We start from the raw sequence: 17,720 nt of genomic DNA, 5'->3' as shown, positions 1-17,720 counted from the left end.
ATTATGGAATCATTTAAAAATAGTTTGGGGAAGAAACGTTTACCAACGTTATCAATTACAACTTTGATGTTGATGACATTTGGAAATCTAGGAACTTCGATGGCTTTTTCATTACAAAGTGCCAATATGGGACGTATTTTTCAAACTTTAGGGGCAGATCCTACTAAATTAGGGTTCTTTTTTATTTTGCCACCATTAGCAGGTATGGTTGTCCAACCATTAGTAGGGTATTTTTCTGATCGTACGTGGATTCCTAAAATCGGGCGGCGACTACCTTATCTAATTTTAGGTGCCACTGTGGCTATTATTGTGATGATGTTATTACCAAATACTGGTTCTTTTGGTTTTAAAGCATCAACGGCTTTGTGGTTCGGGGCTGTTGCCATTTTATTTATGGATTTGTCTTCAAACATGTCAATGCAACCATTTAAGATGATGATTTCGGATATGGTAAATGACAGCCAAAAGGATATGGCTTGGTCATGGCAAACAATTTGGGGAAACATTGGTGGTGTTATTGCTAATTTATTTCCATTCTTTTTTACAGCAATTGGTGTTGCAAATGTTGCTGCTCAAGGTGAGTTACCAGCGTCGGTTAAGTGGTCATTTTATGTTGGGTCGATTATTCTAGGTATTTCTGCAGCATTTACGATTTGGAAAGTTGATGAATATGAACCTGGTAAATATGCTGAATATCATGGTATCGCTGAGAATGCTGAAAAAATTAATATGGTTAAACTTATCAAAAAAGCACCTAAAGTATTTTGGACGTTAGGCATTGTGCAATTCTTCTGTTGGGCAGGATTTCAGTATTTGTGGACCTATGGAACGGGGGCTATTGCACAAAATATTTGGCATACAACCGATGCAGCTTCAGGATCCTTTCAGTCAGCAGGTAACTGGTTTGGCGTGTTATCATCAATTGAAACAGTTGCTGCCATTATATGGGGATTGATGATAACGCGTTTGAATAATAAAACCCGTAAACCAGCTTATACGCTAGGATTATTGTTGGGTGCTGTTGGTTTCTTTATATTAGCAGTGACGGGTTCAAAGACCATGTCAGTAGTAGCTTTTATTTTGCTCGGCATTGCATGGGTAACGATGAATGCCATTCCATTTACAATTTTAACAAATGCATTGGATGGTAAGCATGACGGTACTTATATGGGGTTATTTAACACATGGATCTGCTTACCACAAATTGTGGCATCAATTGTATCATTTGCACTTTATCCATTGTTAGGTAACCAAATGCCACATATGATCTTGGTATCGGCCATATTGTTTATTATAGGTAGCCTTAGTGTGTGGTTCATTAAAGAATCTTCGGTTGAACGAGGCGATTCGTTTTAAAAAAATACTTTGTTGTTTTAATCATTAACGACTTCATTTATGCTAGTCAACATTATGGCAATTTAATAAGTGTTTACTGATAGAATATAAGTTGTGATGTTTTTATTGCAGTTATGAGCGGATGTAAATTTCTAAAAAAACAGAGCAGGTAAGAAATATTATTTTCTTACCTGCTTTTTAACTTATCGTTGTCTAAATGATGTCATGCTTATTAGCAAGAACTTTACGACGATACAGAATAATGATGACCAATGTAATATCTAATAATAATAGATAGATGGTGAAGGCAACATTACTAAATGACCAATGAGTTGTTGCAGCCAAAATACCAGTTGTTGTAGAAATAATACCACCTACGTAGTAAATCGGTGCTTCAGAACTGGGACGGATCCAAGCTTTCCGCAGAGTAGGTAAGGCAGCAATCGCATCACTGATAATCGAAAATATAATTGCTAATATAGGATTACTAGTTGCTAACCAAACGATTAATGCTAATATAGCAACCACACCACATAGATAATCTAGGGTTGTTAGCTGCCAATAGGCATCTCGATTAAACATAGAAGTAATAAATACTAATAAGGGCATAAAACCAGCCATAAAGACAGGCAAAATGGCCCAATTTATACCAGTATCAGTGATAGTAGCACCAACTGATATTAAGGGTGCGATAGCCCAAAGTAACCAAGTGACCTTGTTGGGTTGAACTCTACCTTGAATGGTTGCGATGAGATAAAATGACCCAAAGAAAGCAGAACACAAGGCACCAAAAATGACTAAGTATTGCACGATTTAATGACCTCCATTTAAAATCATATCTATGTGAGGAATATTATCCTCTAAGTAAACGTCTGAGACGGCTTTAAACCCAAATGATTCATAAAATGAACGCAAATAGTTTTGGACACCAATTTTAATCATTTTATTTGGATAAAGATGGTGAATTTCTGCAATAGTTGCAGTAACAATCTGGCGTCCGTAGTTCTTTTTGCGGTAAGCCAAGGGAACTAACACACGCCCAAAACGAATATAAGCATTATCACTATCCTTAATAATACGTGTATAGGCCAGCAGATTATTGTCTAATGTTAAGTAAACATGGTGGGCATTAAAATCGGCTTCATCAATTTCTTGATAAGCACAACGTTGTTCCACAACAAAAACCTTAGTACGTTCCTGCATGATCGTTAGTAATTCTAGTGGCGTAAGCTCAGATGTGGTTTTAATAATTAATTCTGGTTGTTGCATCACAATTATCCCCTTTGATATAGCAAGTAATTTTACATAGTCGCTAATTCTTAATATTAACATATTCGTGAAAATATGCAGTTGATTATTAGAAAAAAATGAACTTTCTGAAAAAATAACTTGACTATTATATATTAGTTCCGTTATCTTTAGATAAATAAACAAAAAGAGTGGGGAACCTTTTCGATGAAGAACGTATATTTTAATCACGATGGTAACGTTGATGATTTAGTATCATTATTACTATTACTACAAATGCCAGATGTTAATTTATTAGGGGTTGGTGTTACGGATGCTGATGGTTATGTTGATCCTTCAGTTTCAGCATCACGTAAGATTGTTGATTTGTTTGGTACTGAAGGTCGCAAGCCTTTGGATATTGCTAAGTCAAATTCACGTGCAATCCATCAATTCCCAGATGCATGGCGTTTGAGCTCATTTTCATTTGATGATTTCCCAATGCTAAATGAACACGGGGCACCTAAGACACCGGTAGCAGCCAAGCCGGGGCATTTGGATATGATTGATAAGATCAAGGCATCAGAAGAAAAAGTCACACTTGTGATGACTGGTCCTTTGTCAGATTTAGCACGTGCTTTGGAAGTAGATCCAAGTATTACTGAAAACATTGAAAGTTTGCACTGGATGGGTGGAGCCCTAAATAGCAAGGGTAATGTTGCTGCACCAGGTGCTGATGACACAATGGAATGGAATGCTTACTGGGATGCAGAAGCAGTAAAGCGTGTTTGGGATTCTGATTTGAAGATTATTATGGTTGGTTTAGATAGTACTGATCAAGTACCATTGACACCTGAATTACGTTTGCGTTGGGCAACGCAACGTCAACATCGTGCATTAGACTTAATTGGTCAAGGGTACTCATTAGTACATTCTTTTGAAGCTAACTCAATTTACTATCTATGGGATGTTTTGACGACATTAGCTAGTCGTTACCCAGAATTAGTTGAATCAATCCAAGTTAAGACAGATGTTATCACAGAAGGTGAATCAGAAGGTCGTACTTATCAAACAGATGAAGGTCGTGAAATTACCTTTATCACTAGTGTTGATGCTGATGCATTCTATGACAAGATTGATGAATTAGCTATATCAGCTGATTAATAAATAAGAAATTTGAAATTACGATAATCCGCATGGGTTATTGTAGTTTTTTTTTGCATGTTACAATGGAGTAATGGAATATTCAAAGGGGGAATTAATGATGGATAAGCAAACATTTATGGATAAAATTGCAGGTGGATTAATTGTTTCGTGCCAAGCATTACCAGGAGAACCATTATATACAGAAAAAGGTGGTGTTATGCCATTATTAGCGCTAGCAGCACAACAAGGTGGCGCAGTTGGCATTCGTGCTAATTCTGTACGAGATATTAAAGAAATCAAGGAATTAGTTGATTTACCTGTGATTGGTATTATTAAACGAGATTACTTACCTGAAGAACCCTATATTACGGCGACTATGCGTGAAGTTGATGAATTAATGACGGTCCATCCTGATGTCATTGCTTTTGATGCCACGTTACGGCCACGTCATGATGAATTAACAATTAGTGAGTTTATTGGTCAAATTAAGGCAAAATATCCAGACCAATTATTAATGGCTGATACAGCAACATTTGCTGATGGTAGCAATGCATGGAAAGCTGGTATCGATTTTGTTGGCACAACATTAGCGGGTTATACAGATAATAGTGAAGTAATTGATGGCCCTAATTATAAGTTTATTCAGCAACTTGTGGATGCTGGTATTGATGTGATTGCAGAAGGTAAAATACATACACCTGCTGAAGCAAAAAAAATCCAAGACATGGGCGTTGCGGGTGTAGTTGTTGGTGGGGCAATTACTAGACCTAAAGAAATTACAGAACGTTTTGTTCGTGAAATGCAATAATAATAGAAAAAAGCCGTTGTATAGTACAACGGCTTTTTAGTATTACTAACGATAATTAGAACATATTTTTAACTATATCGATGATCAATTAATTTTTCTAAAATTTTATTTTTTCTTGAATCACGAACAGCTTCTAGTTGACTATCTTCTAAATTATTAAAATCTTGTGCTACTAACAGTGCTTCTAGATATAAAGTTAATTGTCTTTTTATATAAATTTTGTTATCTTCATCTTTTTTTTGTACATTACCACCTAGTAATGCTAGTGCAAAAGATTCAGGATCTAACGTCACCATATCTTTTTTCATAATAAATTCTCCCGCTTAATTTGATTCAGCCGAACTATCACCAAGCTTTTGTCGCAAAGCTCTCACAACATCGTCGTGCTTTTTTTCTGTTAATGTAACTTTTTTAAAGAAAATAAATGCAGAAATAATTAGCAAAATCATGGGGATATAAAACATAAATGTTTTAAATTGTATTAATCCTGAAGCAGAAATATCACTTGGCTTTACATTACCTGTCATACCAGCCCCAATTGCAACTAATCCAACGATACCGTTGGAGAAAGCACCAGCTAATTTATCGATTAAAGGACGTACTGAAAGTGTAACAGCTTCGTTTCGTTTACCACTTTTTAATTGTCCGTATTCGACCAAATCACTAATTGTCATTAATGTTGACAAGAATATCATTGGGTATGGGAAGAAAATAATTGAAGCAGCTAACAATGCCAAGAACAAGTTCTGACCTGCAAAGGCAAATAGTATGAATCCAAGGAACATCAAACCAATTCCGCCAATATATACATATTTACGTGAAATTTTTTCTGCTAATGCTGGGAATGAAGCAACTGAAACAACACCCAATACACAGGTAATAATACCAATATATGAATATGCTTCTGCGTGCCCTAATACGTAACGGAAATAGTACAAAAGAAGTGAGTTGTTAATAACGTAACTAAAGGCAAATAAGAAATAACTCAATGCAAGCCACATTAATTGGTCATTAGAACCAATAACCTTAAATACATCACGGAATCGTGTATGTTCAACATTTTCTCGAATTAGATTTTTATCTTCCTTAACATTTCGTGCCAAGAAAATGGCACCTAAAGAGGCAAGTAATCCAATGACGATAGCATAACCTAACCATCCCATAGAATTTTGTTCGCCTTGTTTAGCACCAAACATACCAGAAAATAGGGTAACTAATGGAACGATAACAATAATAACGCTTTGTGCACCTAATGTAGATCCAAAACGTGAGAAGGTACCAAATTTCGTGCGTTCTTTACTATCCATTGATAATGCAGGTAACATCGACCATAAGGCAATGTCACTAAATGAATAAAAAACATCCAGAATTAAAAATGCAATACCAAATAATACTAAATAAAGCATTGGTTTGCTTAGAGCAAGGCCACCAAAATCAGTAAATATTAGAATTAACATTAAAGATGCAATAATTGTACCAGCTAGTAACCAAGGTTTGAATTTCCCCCATCTAGTCTTAGTATTATCAACAGCACCACCAATCATTGGATCAAACATAATTTCAGCAACACGGATAACGGTCATTAATAGTGTGACGTATCCGATCATTCTTGAATTAAAACCTGCATCGTTTGTTGTAAACAGTTGACTAGTAACAAACATTACAAAATATAAGCTTAAAGTATTATAAAATGCATCGTGTCCAAATGCCCCAAGCGCAAATGACATATATTTTTTCATCGTTTTTTCCTCAGTAAATGAATTTTTAGTATTGGTTCCTAGGCCACTAAATTTCTAAAAATTCATAAGCGTTCCGAAGAAAGTAAACGCTTACATGTTGTATATTAGCAAATCAAATTCTAGAGTGCAACTTTTTTCGTGAATTATTCACGGAATAATCATATTCAGATGTTCAAACAGATTATTTTAAATATTTTCAATAAATTTTTTAACAAATGGTAGTGCTGCCCCAACGGCAACAGGATGATTATGAGCTTTTCCAATTGATAAATAAGGGTTTTCTTTTGGAAATACGCTAATCTTTGAGATGCGATTTTCCAAATAATCTATATCATAAGGCCTTAAGTACATTGATAGTTCGCCAGCTAAGACGATTGGTGAATCAACAAACATATGTAAATTCATAATTGCTTCAGAAACGTTATCTAGATATTGATGCCATCTTTGTAAAGTAGGCTCATCTCCTTGATAAACTAGATTAAAAAATTGTGACAAAGTCTCTTCACCATCACTTAAAAGAGCATTAATAGCAATATATGTCTCGATACAGTTATATCGGCCACAATAACATGGACGTTTGTCATTCATTGCAATTGTAATATGTTCCATCGTCCCCGAACGTCCACGAGAACCATTATATATTTTTCCATCTACCATCATAGCTGTCCCTAAATGTGGGCCAATTGATAAGTAAATGGCATCCTCACGATGCGTAGAAATACGTTCTTCAGCTAAAGCAACAGCATCAGCATCGTGTAAAAAGGTGACGGGAAATGATAAATACCGTTGTAAAACATCCGTTGTCACGCCTTGCATAGGTAAAATTTGACTATAAATAATATTCTTTTGATTTTGTGATACTAATCCTTGAATACCAATTCCCAAGCCAGTAATACAATTTTCATCAATATTTTCTTGAATAATAAATGATTTAACTACCTGTGAAATTTTGTAATAATAATTATCTATATTTTTAAATACAATATTTGATTTGCATTCAGCAAATAATTCTCCACGAGTATTTAAAGCAACAAGTAGTATGTAATCACCAAATATAGCCATTCCTAAACTTATAAATGCATTATTATTTAATTTATATGCTTGTGCAGGACGACCAGTTTTTTTGGTCGTAAATTCACCATCTTTGACAATTAGGTTGCGATCTAATAACTTTTTTAAATTACTCGTAATTGTTGGTAAACTATGTCCTAAATTATCTGATATAACCTGTTTTGAAACTCGGTCATGTTGAAAAAACAAGTGAAATGTTTCGGAAAAATTATTTTTTTGTATGCTTTTCATTCCTTGGTCTTTCATAATTTCCTCCCGAAATATAGATATACCAAAAGCTTATCACTACTGGGTTTTATACGCAATTTCTCTCAATTAAGTAAAGTGATTTTATATAAATTAGTTGACATTATGAAAACGCTGTCATAAACTGTGACTGTATTAAATAAAGTGATTTTACATAACTAGCGCTTAATTGGAAATTCATTATTATAGAATACAAAATATTAAAATTTATAATGTGAGGTTTATTATGACGACAATTAATGATCGTTTGCGTCTAGACGGTAAAAAAATCTATGTTACTGGTGGGGCACAAGGTTTAGGTAAATCTATGGCACAAGGTTTGGCAGAAGCTGGTGCTGATATTGCTATTGTAGATATCCAACTTGAAAAGGCACAGGAAACTGCTAATGAAATTGCAGAATCTACGGGGCGTAAGGTAATCGCTGTAAAAGCTGATGTTACTAGTCCAGAAGAAGTAGATAAAATGATTAAAACAATTGTCACTGAACTGGGTGGATTAGATGTTGCGTTTAATAATGCAGGTATGGTAATTAATACACCAGCAACTGAAACATCTTTTGAACAATGGCAAAAGGTAATTAATCTGAATTTGAATGGTATTTTCTTAACATCACAAGCAGCGGGAAAGTACATGATTGAACACGGTGGTGGCTCAATTATTAATACGGCTTCTATGTCAGCTCATATTGTTAACCGACCACAACCACAAGCCTCATATAATGCTTCTAAAGCAGGTGTTATCCAACTTTCTAAGTCATTAGCTATTGAATGGGCTAAGAAAGGGGTTCGCGTAAATACGATATCACCTGGATATATGGCAACGGATTTGACACTTAGTTCCGAAGCACTTAAACCACTTATTAAGATTTGGAATGATTGGGCACCTATGGAACGTATGGGTAAGCCTGAAGAATTGCAAGGAATTGCTGTTTACTTAGCTTCAGATACTAGTAGCTTTGCTACTGGTGCTGATTTCCAAATTGACGGAGCCTTTACCGCTTGGTAAGCATTAAATAAAGTTGTGACTACTTCCTAGGCCACTAAACATATTTTCTGAAAATATTTTATAAGGACATTGAATAAATATGAATTATCTAATTGGAACCGATGTTGGAACATCTGGTGCAAAGAGTGTGTTAATGGATACTGATGGTAACCTTGTTGCACAATCTTTGGTTGAATACGATGTTTTAACACCTAAAAATTTATGGGCTGAACAATGGGCTCAAGTGTGGCTAGATGGTGCTAAACAAACTATTAAGCAAGTTATTGAAAAAAGTAAAGTAAATGCTTCTGATATTAAAGGGATTGGAATTTCAGCCCTTTATGGTGGTGCAGGTGTTCCTGTTGATTCAGAGGGTAAGGAAGTTCGACCAACTCTTATTTGGATGGACAGGCGTGCTGAAAAGCAAGTTCAGTGGATTAAAAATAATATCGACCTTGATCATTTATCAAATATTACGGGAAATGATGTTGTTGATCCTTATTATGGTTATACAAAAATTTTATGGATTAAAGATAACGAGCCTGAAAATTGGCAACGTATTAAAGAATTTTTACCACCAGATACATTTATTGTTAAAAGTTTGACAGGTGTTACAGCAGTTAATCATTCTGCAGCAGGTAATATTGGAGGTATATACGATATTAACCAAAATGCTTGGTCAGATGAGATGCTAGATGCATTAGGGATTCCTCATACAATGATGCCTGATAATTTAGTTACTGGTAATGATATTGCAGGTTATATAACAGCAGAAACTGCTAATGAATTAGGGCTTACGCCTGGAGTTCCTGTGATTGTTGGTGGTGTTGATGTTGGTGCTGCAAATGTCGGTATGGGAGTATTAGAACCAGGACGTTACGTTGCGGCTATTGGTACATCAATGAATGCAGCATTAGTTAGTGAAAAGCCAATTAAAAATAAAGGGCTTATTGTTTGGCCATATCCATATAATTCGCAGGATCTAAATTATAATTTTAGTGGTTCAGCTACTGCAGGTGGCATAACGAAATGGTTCCGTGATAATTTTGCACAACTTGAAGTAGCAGAGCAAAAAAATGGTGGCGTAAATGCTTATGTTGCATTAGGCAAAGAAGCTGAAAATATACCAGCAGGTAGTGATGGATTGGTTGTTTTGCCTTATTTTATGGGGGAACGTGCACCAGTATGGAATTCAGATGCTAAAGGGTTATTGTTTGGCTTATCACTATCGCACAGTAAAGCACATATTTATCATGCATTTCAAGAAGCAGTAGCATACGCGTTGCGTCATTCAATTGAATTGACGAATGAAAATCTAGGCGATTATATCGTAATTGCTGGAGGTGTTACGAACTCCAGGGATTGGGTACAGATGTTTGCAGATGTTACAGGTTATGCCGTGCGTACGCCGCTTGAAGATGCTGAAGCCAATTTGGGAGACGTTATTTTAGCAGGACTTGCAACAAATACGTTATCCTTAAATCAGGTTAAAGGATGGCAAGTTTTGGGTGAAAAAGTTACTCCCAACAAGAAAAATCATGAAACCTATAATAAATCTTTCAAATTATACAAAAAATTGTATACTGATTTGAAAGATGACATGAGTCTTCTAACAGAGATTAATAAATAAACTATAAGATATTTACACATTTAAAATACGAAAAAAGATGTGAGCCAGGATTAAACGGTTCACATCTTTTTTATTTAAAATAAATCGCATAATGCAATTTACATTTAGGATTAAAATCATAATGACATATAGGGCAGGCGTTTTGTGAGTATGCTTGAAAATTCATGGTGTGCCGACAATGACCACATAAAATTGCATTACAAGCTTTATCAACTGGGACAAATGAGTGGTCTTTTAATGCGTCATGACATAAATAGCAGGCAAAAAATTGTTGGCATTGGGCACAAGCTAATGCAACGACATCTTGCTGGCTGTGGTAGTGTTGGCAACGACCATCGTCATCTAGATTTAACCCATATATTTCATGCTTATTGGACGTTGGTTTTGATAACTTCGCCACTTGTAAATGATTTTGTATTGCCATTTTCATCCTCAATAATTAAACCACCATCACTGGCAATTTGTTTGGCAGTTCCTTTGATAGTTTGATTCCCTAATTTTAATGTGACGTGTTTTCCAATAACGTTGGAACGACGCCGATATTCAGCTAATAGCGTCGTAAAGTCACCGTGGTAATAGGTATTGATAATATTTTTAATTAATGTTGCTAATAAGAGATTGCGATTAATAGTAGTTGATTTGTTGATACTTTGAGCAATATCGGCTAAATTATCAGGAAAGTCCTTGGTCGTTAGATTTAGGCCAACACCCATGATGAAAGCTGAAACAGAATTAGATTCAAGTTCAACATTAGCTTCCGTAATAATGCCGCCGACTTTTTTATTATTAATAAATAAGTCATTTACCCACTTTAAATCGATTTGTTCTTTTGGGAAAAATGATTCTAATGTTTGGGCGATAACAACAGCCATATTAGTCGTTAATAAGCCAACTTGATTCCAGTTATCAGTCGTATTGGGTAAGATTATTGTAAAATAAAGACCACTTGTGGCAGGCGAATAAAAATGGCGACCACGCCGCCCGTAACCTGCTGATTGTGTTTCAGCAGCAAAAAAGGCAGGCTTGCTAATAGTATGCGTTGTTAAGTATTGTTTGGCTAAATGTTGTGTAGAAGTAACTGCTTTCTCAACAAACATGGCATCTATCAATTGTTTATCCATGTAATAGTTGACGATATCTTCATCTAAAAAAGGCGTTTCAATATATTGATAACCTAAATTTTTACGACTCTCAATTTGATGCGCTTTCTTTTTTAAAGCATTGATCGCTTTCCAGATACTTTCACGGCTAACATTTAAATCAGTTGCCAATTGATCACCAGATAACCAGTCCCCTTTATGTGCTAATAGTTCAAATAAAACTTTTTGTTTTGTTGTTGTCACCATCATGCTCCTTTTAGAATATCGTTTGTAAACTTGGGAGTTTTCTTATGCGCCTTGCTAAGAAAACGGCTAAACCTGCTTTAATGATATCACCAGGAAGGAAGGCAAGGTTAGAAATAAGTGCTGTCCCTAGGGGCATGTGTGATTGTACGGATAGCCAAATTGAACCGATTAGATCAATAAATAAAACACCAGCCACAACGACAATAATAAATTCTAACCACCATGATAAATGTTGGTGTTGTTTTAGAATGTGTAAGATTGTGCCAAGTACGAGCGGTACTAGTAACCAACCCAATAAATAACCACCAGTTGGACCAAGAAAGATGGCAAAGCCACCACGGCCACCTGATAAGACTGGTAAACCAAATAAAGCAAGTACTAAGAATAATCCAATTGAGAGAAGGCTATACTTGGTGCCTAATAATTCAATTGTTAATAGAATGCCTAAGTTTTGAATAATAATGGGTACTGGAATAAATCCTAGTGGAATACCAGGGAAAAAACCTAAAATAATTAAAATAGCAGTCATCATGGCGGCTAGGGTTAATTTTTTAGTTCGTTGACTTGTCATAATACATATATGTCCAATCCTTAAAATTTAGAATAAATTCATTATACTAAGTTGTAACCCTTAAATCAACAAAAGGGTTACAAAACAAAAACACGAACTATTTTATTTTAAATAATAACAAAGTTAGTCATTTATTGCGATTTATAATGAAAACACATATAATGTTTGCTATAATTTTGAGTGTTGAAAAAATAATCATAAATTTTTTGAGGTGAATATTATCTATAAAACGGTATTAAAAGGTAGTTACTATACTGCCATTGATAAGAATCAAATAGATTATCAAATAGATAGTTTAATTTGTATAGACGAAAACGGGCAAATTGCTAATATTGTAAAGCCAAATAATGGTGATTATGAAAAAATACATCACGAGGCAGAACAACAAGGGACTTTGATGGCATTAACTAAGGACCAGGTAATTATGCCAGGATTTATCGATCTACATGTGCATGCACCGCAATGGCCAAATGCAGGTTTGGCATTAGATCGACCATTATATGAATGGTTGGATCAATACACTTTTCCATTAGAAGCTAAATTTAAAGATGCTGACTATGCGCATCTAGTTTACGATAATTTAGTTGAGACTTTGTTAGCAAATGGTACAACGACTGCACTCTATTTTGGGTCAGTTGATAATACTGGTAATGTTGAATTAGTTAAAGCTTGCTTAGATCATCATCAACGTGGATTTGTTGGGAAGGTTGTTATGGATAATCCAGCACAAACACCTGATTATTATCGTGATGAATCTGCACAAGTTGCATTAGATGAAACCGAAGCATTTATACATCAGGTTGAGCAATTAAATAAAAATGAAAAGATACCTGTGACACCGGTTATTACGCCACGCTTTCTACCATCTTGTACAGATGAAGTATTGGCAGGATTAGGTCAGTTAGCAACAAAGTATAATTTACCAATTCAATCACATTGTAGTGAAAGTGATTGGGAAAATGGTTATGCACTTGAAACGCATGGTCAGCGAGACGCAGCAGTTTTAGATGATTTTGGATTACTAACTGATAAAACAGTTATGGCACATGGCACATTGCTTAATGATGAAGATCTCGATCGTTTTAAGAATCGTGGCGTTGGGATTGCACATTGTCCAATTTCAAATGTGTATTTTGGTAATGCTGTTATGCCTGCTAAGAAAATTTTAGCTAAGGATGTAAAGGTTGGATTGGGTACTGATATTTCGGGTGGCTTTGACCCAAGTATTTACCAAAATATTCGTCAGGCAATCATGTCATCACGAATGCTTGATGAAGGAGTTGATAGTAAGTTATCTCCTGAATTGCGCGGGCAAGAAGATGCAGCAATTACTGCTCGAAATGCTTTTTATATGGCAACAGTTGGCGGTGCGCAAAGCCTTAACTTAACAACAGGACAAGTCAAAGTGGGGTATGCTGCTGATTTACAAATTGTTCATACAAAGTATCCAACATTTGGACATCAAGAGCCTGAAGATACGTTTGACAAAATGATGTATCAAACAACAGCAGCAGAAATTGATCATGTGATGACCCAAGGTATTTTTGTTAAGTAAAGTGTTTCACATGGAACATTAGTAATTAAGAATAGGAAAGAGAACAATTGATGGCACAAGAAGAGAGCGGATTATTAATTGGTGCAAATGATAAAGTACCTGTAGCAGAGGCAGGACTTTTAGGATTGCAACACGTTTTAGCAATGGATGTATATGTGCCACCGCTAATTATCGCAGGTTTGTTATCAATGAGTGCAGCACAAACTAGTGGCTTTTTACAGGTTGCATTTCTAGCATGTGGTATTGGTACATTATTTCAAACATCATTGTTTATGAAAATGCCTATGTCACAAGGACCATCATACGTGCCTATTGGTGCCATTGTTGGTGTATTTATGGGAAATGGGGCTGGTCATGGTGGCATGGCAACTGTGATTGGGTCAAGTATTGTTGCTGCTATTTTATTGATACTACTAGGCTTTTCTGGATTTTATCAAAAAATTGTAAATAAGTTAGTACCATCAATTGTTGGTGGAACAATTATTACTTGCGTGGGGTTATCGTTAATACCATCAGCTTTGAATGATAATATTTTTGAAGCTAGCGGTAATATTTACCAAAATATTGAATTAGCAGTTATAACGATGGTAGCATTGTTGCTTTCTATCACAATTGGAACGTATCTGCCTAAGCTACAAAAGATTTTTAAAATTGGATCGATTGTGATTGCACTAATGGTTGGTACAATTGTGGCAAGTTTCAAAGGACTAATGGATTGGTCAACAGTCTTGAACGCAGATTGGTTCAGCTTGCCAAAGTTTACAGCATTACACTATGGCATCAATTTTAATTTATCAGCAATTATTACGTTCATTATTATTTTTGTGGTCTTAACAACTGAAACAACTGGTACATGGTTTGCCATGAGTGCAGTTACGAAAGAAAAAATCAGTAATAAGCAATGGAATCACGGTATTATCGGTGAGGGAATGAGTTGTTTGGTATCAGCCTTACTTGGTAGTACACCAATGACAGGATATTCAACGAACGCAGGTGTTGTTTCAATTACAGGTGTTGCTAGTCGACGTGTTTTCGTAGCAGCTGGTTTTTGGTTCATTTTACTAGGATTTTTTGGTAAGTTATCGGCACTATTAGCAGCTATTCCAGCAGCAGTAGTTGGGGGTGTTTTTGCAGTCATTGTTGTTATTATCATGTTAAGTGGGTTGAACGTTATCGGTGATTTGAATATGACGGGTAATAAGGGTTATATTATCGGAGTGCCGATTGTTATGACTTTGGCACTTGTATTTTTGCCAGATAAAGTCATTAATGATGCCCCACAAATGATTCAATACTTGCTAGGGTCACCAATTACCGTAGCTGCTGTTACGGCAGTAATTTTGAATTTAGTATTGAATAAAAAAGAAGCAAAGTCAGCAATTGCCAAGTAAGTATAGAAAGAAGCATAAATTTATGCTTCTTTTTTTGTTTTATAAGCCAATTAAAAATGCCTTTTTCATGAACAATAAAGGACTTTAATTTGCCGAAATAAATAATGAATTTACAAGTGTAAATATTTGTAAATACGATAGCTAAATGTTAATATATCAGTATTGAAAGCGCTTACTATTTGCTTTCAAAAATCACAATGGGTTATTGTATGATGGGAGTTATTTTATGTTTAATTTTTTAAAACCGTTGCCGGATGCAGCGCAACAAGTGCCGCCAAATAAAGTTGAGTCAAGTTATAAAAAATGGCAGTTTCGGGTGTTATTGTCGACCTCAATGATTTATATTGGCTATTATATTATTCGTTTAATTTTTACAGCACAGCAAAATGAAATTCGAGCAGCATATGGCTTTTCATTAACGCAAATGGGATTTATCTTATCAATGTTTGGAATTGGTTACGGGGTTTCTAAATTGATTATGGGAACCTTAGCTGATCGGTCGAATGCTAATCGATATATTGCATTTGGGTTGCTGGCTAGTTCAGTAATTAATGTTGTTTTGGGCTCAACCAAAAGTTTTACATTAATTCTATTATTGATGTTGATGAATTCTATTCTACAAGGAATGGGCGCAGCTGCAGCACAACGTAGTATTTCATTATGGTTTGGGCGTCATAAAAAAGGTTCCTTTTTAGCACGTGGTACAGCCTATTCAATTTGGTCAAGTGCGCACAACTTTGGTGCCTTTGCTGCTGTCGCAAGTATTAATTTATCAGTATTTATGTTTGGACCAAGTGTTGCCTTTTCATTTTATACTGCCTCAGCAATCTCTGTTATTATTGCAATTATCTCATTATGGTTAGGTTCAGATAGACCAGCAACACAAGGATTACCAACAATTGAAGAATACTCTGGTGAGGCAGTTGTTGTTGATGGTGAGGTGGTTCAAAGTGAATTAACTGATGATTCTGTTTTTAAGGTATTTACTAAGTATATTTTGAAGAATAAGTTAGTTATGGTAATTATTCTTGTCTCATTGTCATTATATGTTGTTCGCTTTGGTATTATGTCATGGATTCCAGGTTATCTAACTGAACATAAAGGTTTTAGTCAAAGTGAAGCTAAGTGGTTATTTGGAATCTTTGAATTAGCATCAGTGCCCGGTGTTATTCTGTTAGGTTATATTTCTGATCTTTTGAAGGGACGTCGTGCAATGGCAATGATTGGTTCGTTGGTATTGTTAGCAGTTGATTTGACAGCTTACTTTTATGTGACTAATCACGCTGCTTTGATCGTCATCTTGTTGCTATTAGGTAATTTAATTTATGCGCCAATTACGATTATTGGTTTAATGGTTAATGAGGCAGTGCCAAAGTTTGCTGTTGGTATGTCAACGGGAGCGATGGGATTTGCACAGTATGTATTTGGTGAAGTGATTGGTACATTAGGTGTCGCTTCAATCGCACAAACGTATGGTTGGGCAGCCGCAGATATTGTTATTTATCTCTTTACAGCGATTGCTATTGGTGGCGCAATTTACATCATGATTAAGCAAAATAGTATGCTTAAAGAAGCTTAAGCAGGTTATGGGAAGCGAGATATTCGCTTCTTTTTTTTCTATAAAAAACGAGAATCAATGAATTATCATTAATTCTCGCCTTCATTATGTGAGTTATTCATCTGGTAACTGATACCTTAGATAGTACGTATTATCTTTACTAAAGTAGTACATATGACCATCAATGTAATGGTAGCCTTGGACGGCACGACCATCATTTTCTACATAGTAGGTATGGCCATATGCTGATACCCAGCTATTAGTTTGTAAGATACCACCTTCGTAGTAGAAGAATCCATTATCATGGTTTTTAAAACCGGTATATAATTGACCATTTTCAATCCAACGCCAACCGACACCTTCAATGTTTAAATAGCCATTAGGGACTTCTTTACGAAGATAGAACGTATTGTCTGAACCAAAATCATAGGCTTGACCGTTAATCCATTGGTAACCTTGAACGGCACGTCCGTTGTTATCAACGTAGTAAGTTAAGCCATAAGCATGTTCCCATTGATTGTTTTGACGAACCCCGTTGACAAACCAATAATAGGAACCAGCATAGTAACGTAAACCAGTATAAGGTCGACCGTTTTCTAACCAGTTGTAGCCACCGTTAGCTGTAGAAACTTCAGGTGAGTAAACGTACCCAGTTCGAGTATCCTGTTGCATCCTTGTTGTTTGTACAGTGCTTTCGCTAGTGTCTGCAAAAACAGGTGTTGTTGTGATAGCTAATCCACTAAGAACAGCACCACCTACTAAGGCTGATACTAATGAAGCTTTGCTAAATCGTTGCATTTTCATTATGTGTACCTCCTTTGTATAATAATAAGTTTACCGCAAATTCGAATATTATGTTACTAATGTGTATCGAAAATGTTTCTAAAAAGTTACTGTTTTTTATTTAAAACAGGGACAAATAAGTCTGAAAACAAGGTTTATTAGAATTTTTATGACGGCAATAGTAGCTTAAATTACAAAATACAACTTGCATCTTAAAATTGATGGTGTTAAACTCTTTTTAAATTAAAAAATAATTAGAAATATGAAAAGAAGAGTAGTGATGATGATGTCTTTAACAGAGAGCCTCGTTGGTGAAATCAGGCAAGATA

General features: G+C 35.4%; 17 protein-coding genes. 8 read left to right on the top strand and 9 right to left on the bottom strand.

Annotated elements, in window-relative coordinates; translation table 11 throughout:
- Positions 1-3: 3 nt before the first annotated feature.
- Entirely contained in the window at positions 4-1,356 is a 1,353-nt protein-coding gene (locus G7Y65_RS02340) for an SLC45 family MFS transporter (RefSeq protein ID WP_165314519.1), read from the top strand.
- 192 nt (positions 1,357-1,548) lie between these two features.
- Here G7Y65_RS02340 and G7Y65_RS02335 read toward each other — a convergent pair whose 3' ends face one another.
- Complete coding sequence (locus G7Y65_RS02335; RefSeq protein ID WP_042492232.1) at positions 1,549-2,145, bottom strand: hypothetical protein; 597 nt, start codon at positions 2,143-2,145, stop codon at positions 1,549-1,551.
- A gap of 3 nt (positions 2,146-2,148) precedes the next feature.
- The gene (locus G7Y65_RS02330) at positions 2,149-2,604 is read right to left on the bottom strand and encodes a GNAT family N-acetyltransferase (protein ID WP_042492230.1); all 456 of its coding nucleotides are present in this window, start codon (positions 2,602-2,604) and stop codon (positions 2,149-2,151) included.
- Positions 2,605-2,790: 186 nt separating this feature from the next.
- On the opposite strand from G7Y65_RS02330, the gene G7Y65_RS02325 reads away from it, so the two are divergent.
- Positions 2,791-3,726, top strand: coding sequence for a nucleoside hydrolase (locus tag G7Y65_RS02325; RefSeq protein ID WP_042492227.1), 936 nt, complete (start codon positions 2,791-2,793; stop codon positions 3,724-3,726).
- A 100-nt stretch (positions 3,727-3,826) separates the two neighbouring features.
- Complete coding sequence (locus tag G7Y65_RS02320) at positions 3,827-4,516, top strand: N-acetylmannosamine-6-phosphate 2-epimerase (protein ID WP_042492226.1); 690 nt, start codon at positions 3,827-3,829, stop codon at positions 4,514-4,516.
- 68 nt (positions 4,517-4,584) lie between these two features.
- On the opposite strand, the gene G7Y65_RS02315 is transcribed toward G7Y65_RS02320, so the two are convergent.
- The 3 genes from G7Y65_RS02315 to G7Y65_RS02305 form a co-directional block, all read right to left on the bottom strand.
- Entirely contained in the window at positions 4,585-4,824 is a 240-nt protein-coding gene (locus G7Y65_RS02315) for a hypothetical protein (protein WP_042492223.1), read from the bottom strand.
- Between the two features lie 15 nt (positions 4,825-4,839).
- A complete protein-coding gene (locus G7Y65_RS02310) occupies positions 4,840-6,255 on the bottom strand; it encodes a glycoside-pentoside-hexuronide (GPH):cation symporter (protein ID WP_137600349.1) in 1,416 nt (471 codons plus the stop codon).
- A gap of 186 nt (positions 6,256-6,441) precedes the next feature.
- Positions 6,442-7,572, bottom strand: coding sequence for an ROK family protein (locus G7Y65_RS02305; RefSeq protein WP_042492220.1), 1,131 nt, complete (start codon positions 7,570-7,572; stop codon positions 6,442-6,444).
- Positions 7,573-7,798: 226 nt separating this feature from the next.
- On the opposite strand from G7Y65_RS02305, the gene G7Y65_RS02300 reads away from it, so the two are divergent.
- Positions 7,799-8,578 (top strand): SDR family oxidoreductase, encoded by a 780-nt coding sequence (locus G7Y65_RS02300; RefSeq protein ID WP_042492218.1) that lies wholly within the window; start codon positions 7,799-7,801, stop codon positions 8,576-8,578.
- 79 nt (positions 8,579-8,657) lie between these two features.
- Positions 8,658-10,187, top strand: coding sequence for an FGGY-family carbohydrate kinase (locus tag G7Y65_RS02295; RefSeq protein WP_042492215.1), 1,530 nt, complete (start codon positions 8,658-8,660; stop codon positions 10,185-10,187).
- A 70-nt stretch (positions 10,188-10,257) separates the two neighbouring features.
- On the opposite strand, the gene G7Y65_RS02290 is transcribed toward G7Y65_RS02295, so the two are convergent.
- Genes G7Y65_RS02290 through G7Y65_RS02280 form a run of 3 tightly spaced genes read right to left on the bottom strand, consistent with a single transcriptional unit; the run spans position 10,258 to position 12,104 of the window.
- The gene (locus tag G7Y65_RS02290; RefSeq protein ID WP_081839278.1) at positions 10,258-10,611 is read right to left on the bottom strand and encodes a CHY zinc finger protein; all 354 of its coding nucleotides are present in this window, start codon (positions 10,609-10,611) and stop codon (positions 10,258-10,260) included.
- Positions 10,556-11,533 (bottom strand): biotin--[acetyl-CoA-carboxylase] ligase, encoded by a 978-nt coding sequence (locus G7Y65_RS02285; protein ID WP_307722219.1) that lies wholly within the window; start codon positions 11,531-11,533, stop codon positions 10,556-10,558. Before G7Y65_RS02285 ends, G7Y65_RS02290 begins: the two co-directional genes overlap by 56 nt.
- Before the next feature lie 10 nt (positions 11,534-11,543).
- Positions 11,544-12,104 (bottom strand): biotin transporter BioY, encoded by a 561-nt coding sequence (locus tag G7Y65_RS02280; protein ID WP_165314518.1) that lies wholly within the window; start codon positions 12,102-12,104, stop codon positions 11,544-11,546.
- A 211-nt stretch (positions 12,105-12,315) separates the two neighbouring features.
- Between G7Y65_RS02280 and guaD the strand changes: the two genes are divergently transcribed.
- From guaD to G7Y65_RS02265, 3 genes are all read left to right on the top strand, one after another.
- Positions 12,316-13,659, top strand: coding sequence for a guanine deaminase (guaD, locus tag G7Y65_RS02275; protein ID WP_081839277.1), 1,344 nt, complete (start codon positions 12,316-12,318; stop codon positions 13,657-13,659).
- Between the two features lie 50 nt (positions 13,660-13,709).
- Positions 13,710-15,050 carry a uracil-xanthine permease family protein gene (locus G7Y65_RS02270; RefSeq protein ID WP_042492209.1) on the top strand — a complete coding sequence of 447 codons (1,341 nt, stop codon included), beginning with the start codon at positions 13,710-13,712 and terminating at the stop codon, positions 15,048-15,050.
- A gap of 226 nt (positions 15,051-15,276) precedes the next feature.
- Complete coding sequence (locus G7Y65_RS02265) at positions 15,277-16,629, top strand: MFS transporter (RefSeq protein ID WP_042492207.1); 1,353 nt, start codon at positions 15,277-15,279, stop codon at positions 16,627-16,629.
- Between the two features lie 93 nt (positions 16,630-16,722).
- Here G7Y65_RS02265 and G7Y65_RS02260 read toward each other — a convergent pair whose 3' ends face one another.
- Complete coding sequence (locus tag G7Y65_RS02260) at positions 16,723-17,412, bottom strand: 1,4-beta-N-acetylmuramidase (protein ID WP_137600351.1); 690 nt, start codon at positions 17,410-17,412, stop codon at positions 16,723-16,725.
- Between the last annotated feature and the right edge of the window lie 308 nt (positions 17,413-17,720).

Origin of the sequence: Weissella sagaensis (genome assembly GCF_010306265.1) — a bacterium.
Taxonomy (GTDB): Bacteria; Bacillota; Bacilli; order Lactobacillales; family Lactobacillaceae; genus Weissella; species Weissella sagaensis.
Note: the sequence above shows the minus strand (reverse complement) of the source record. Positions and strands in the feature narration are given on the sequence as shown.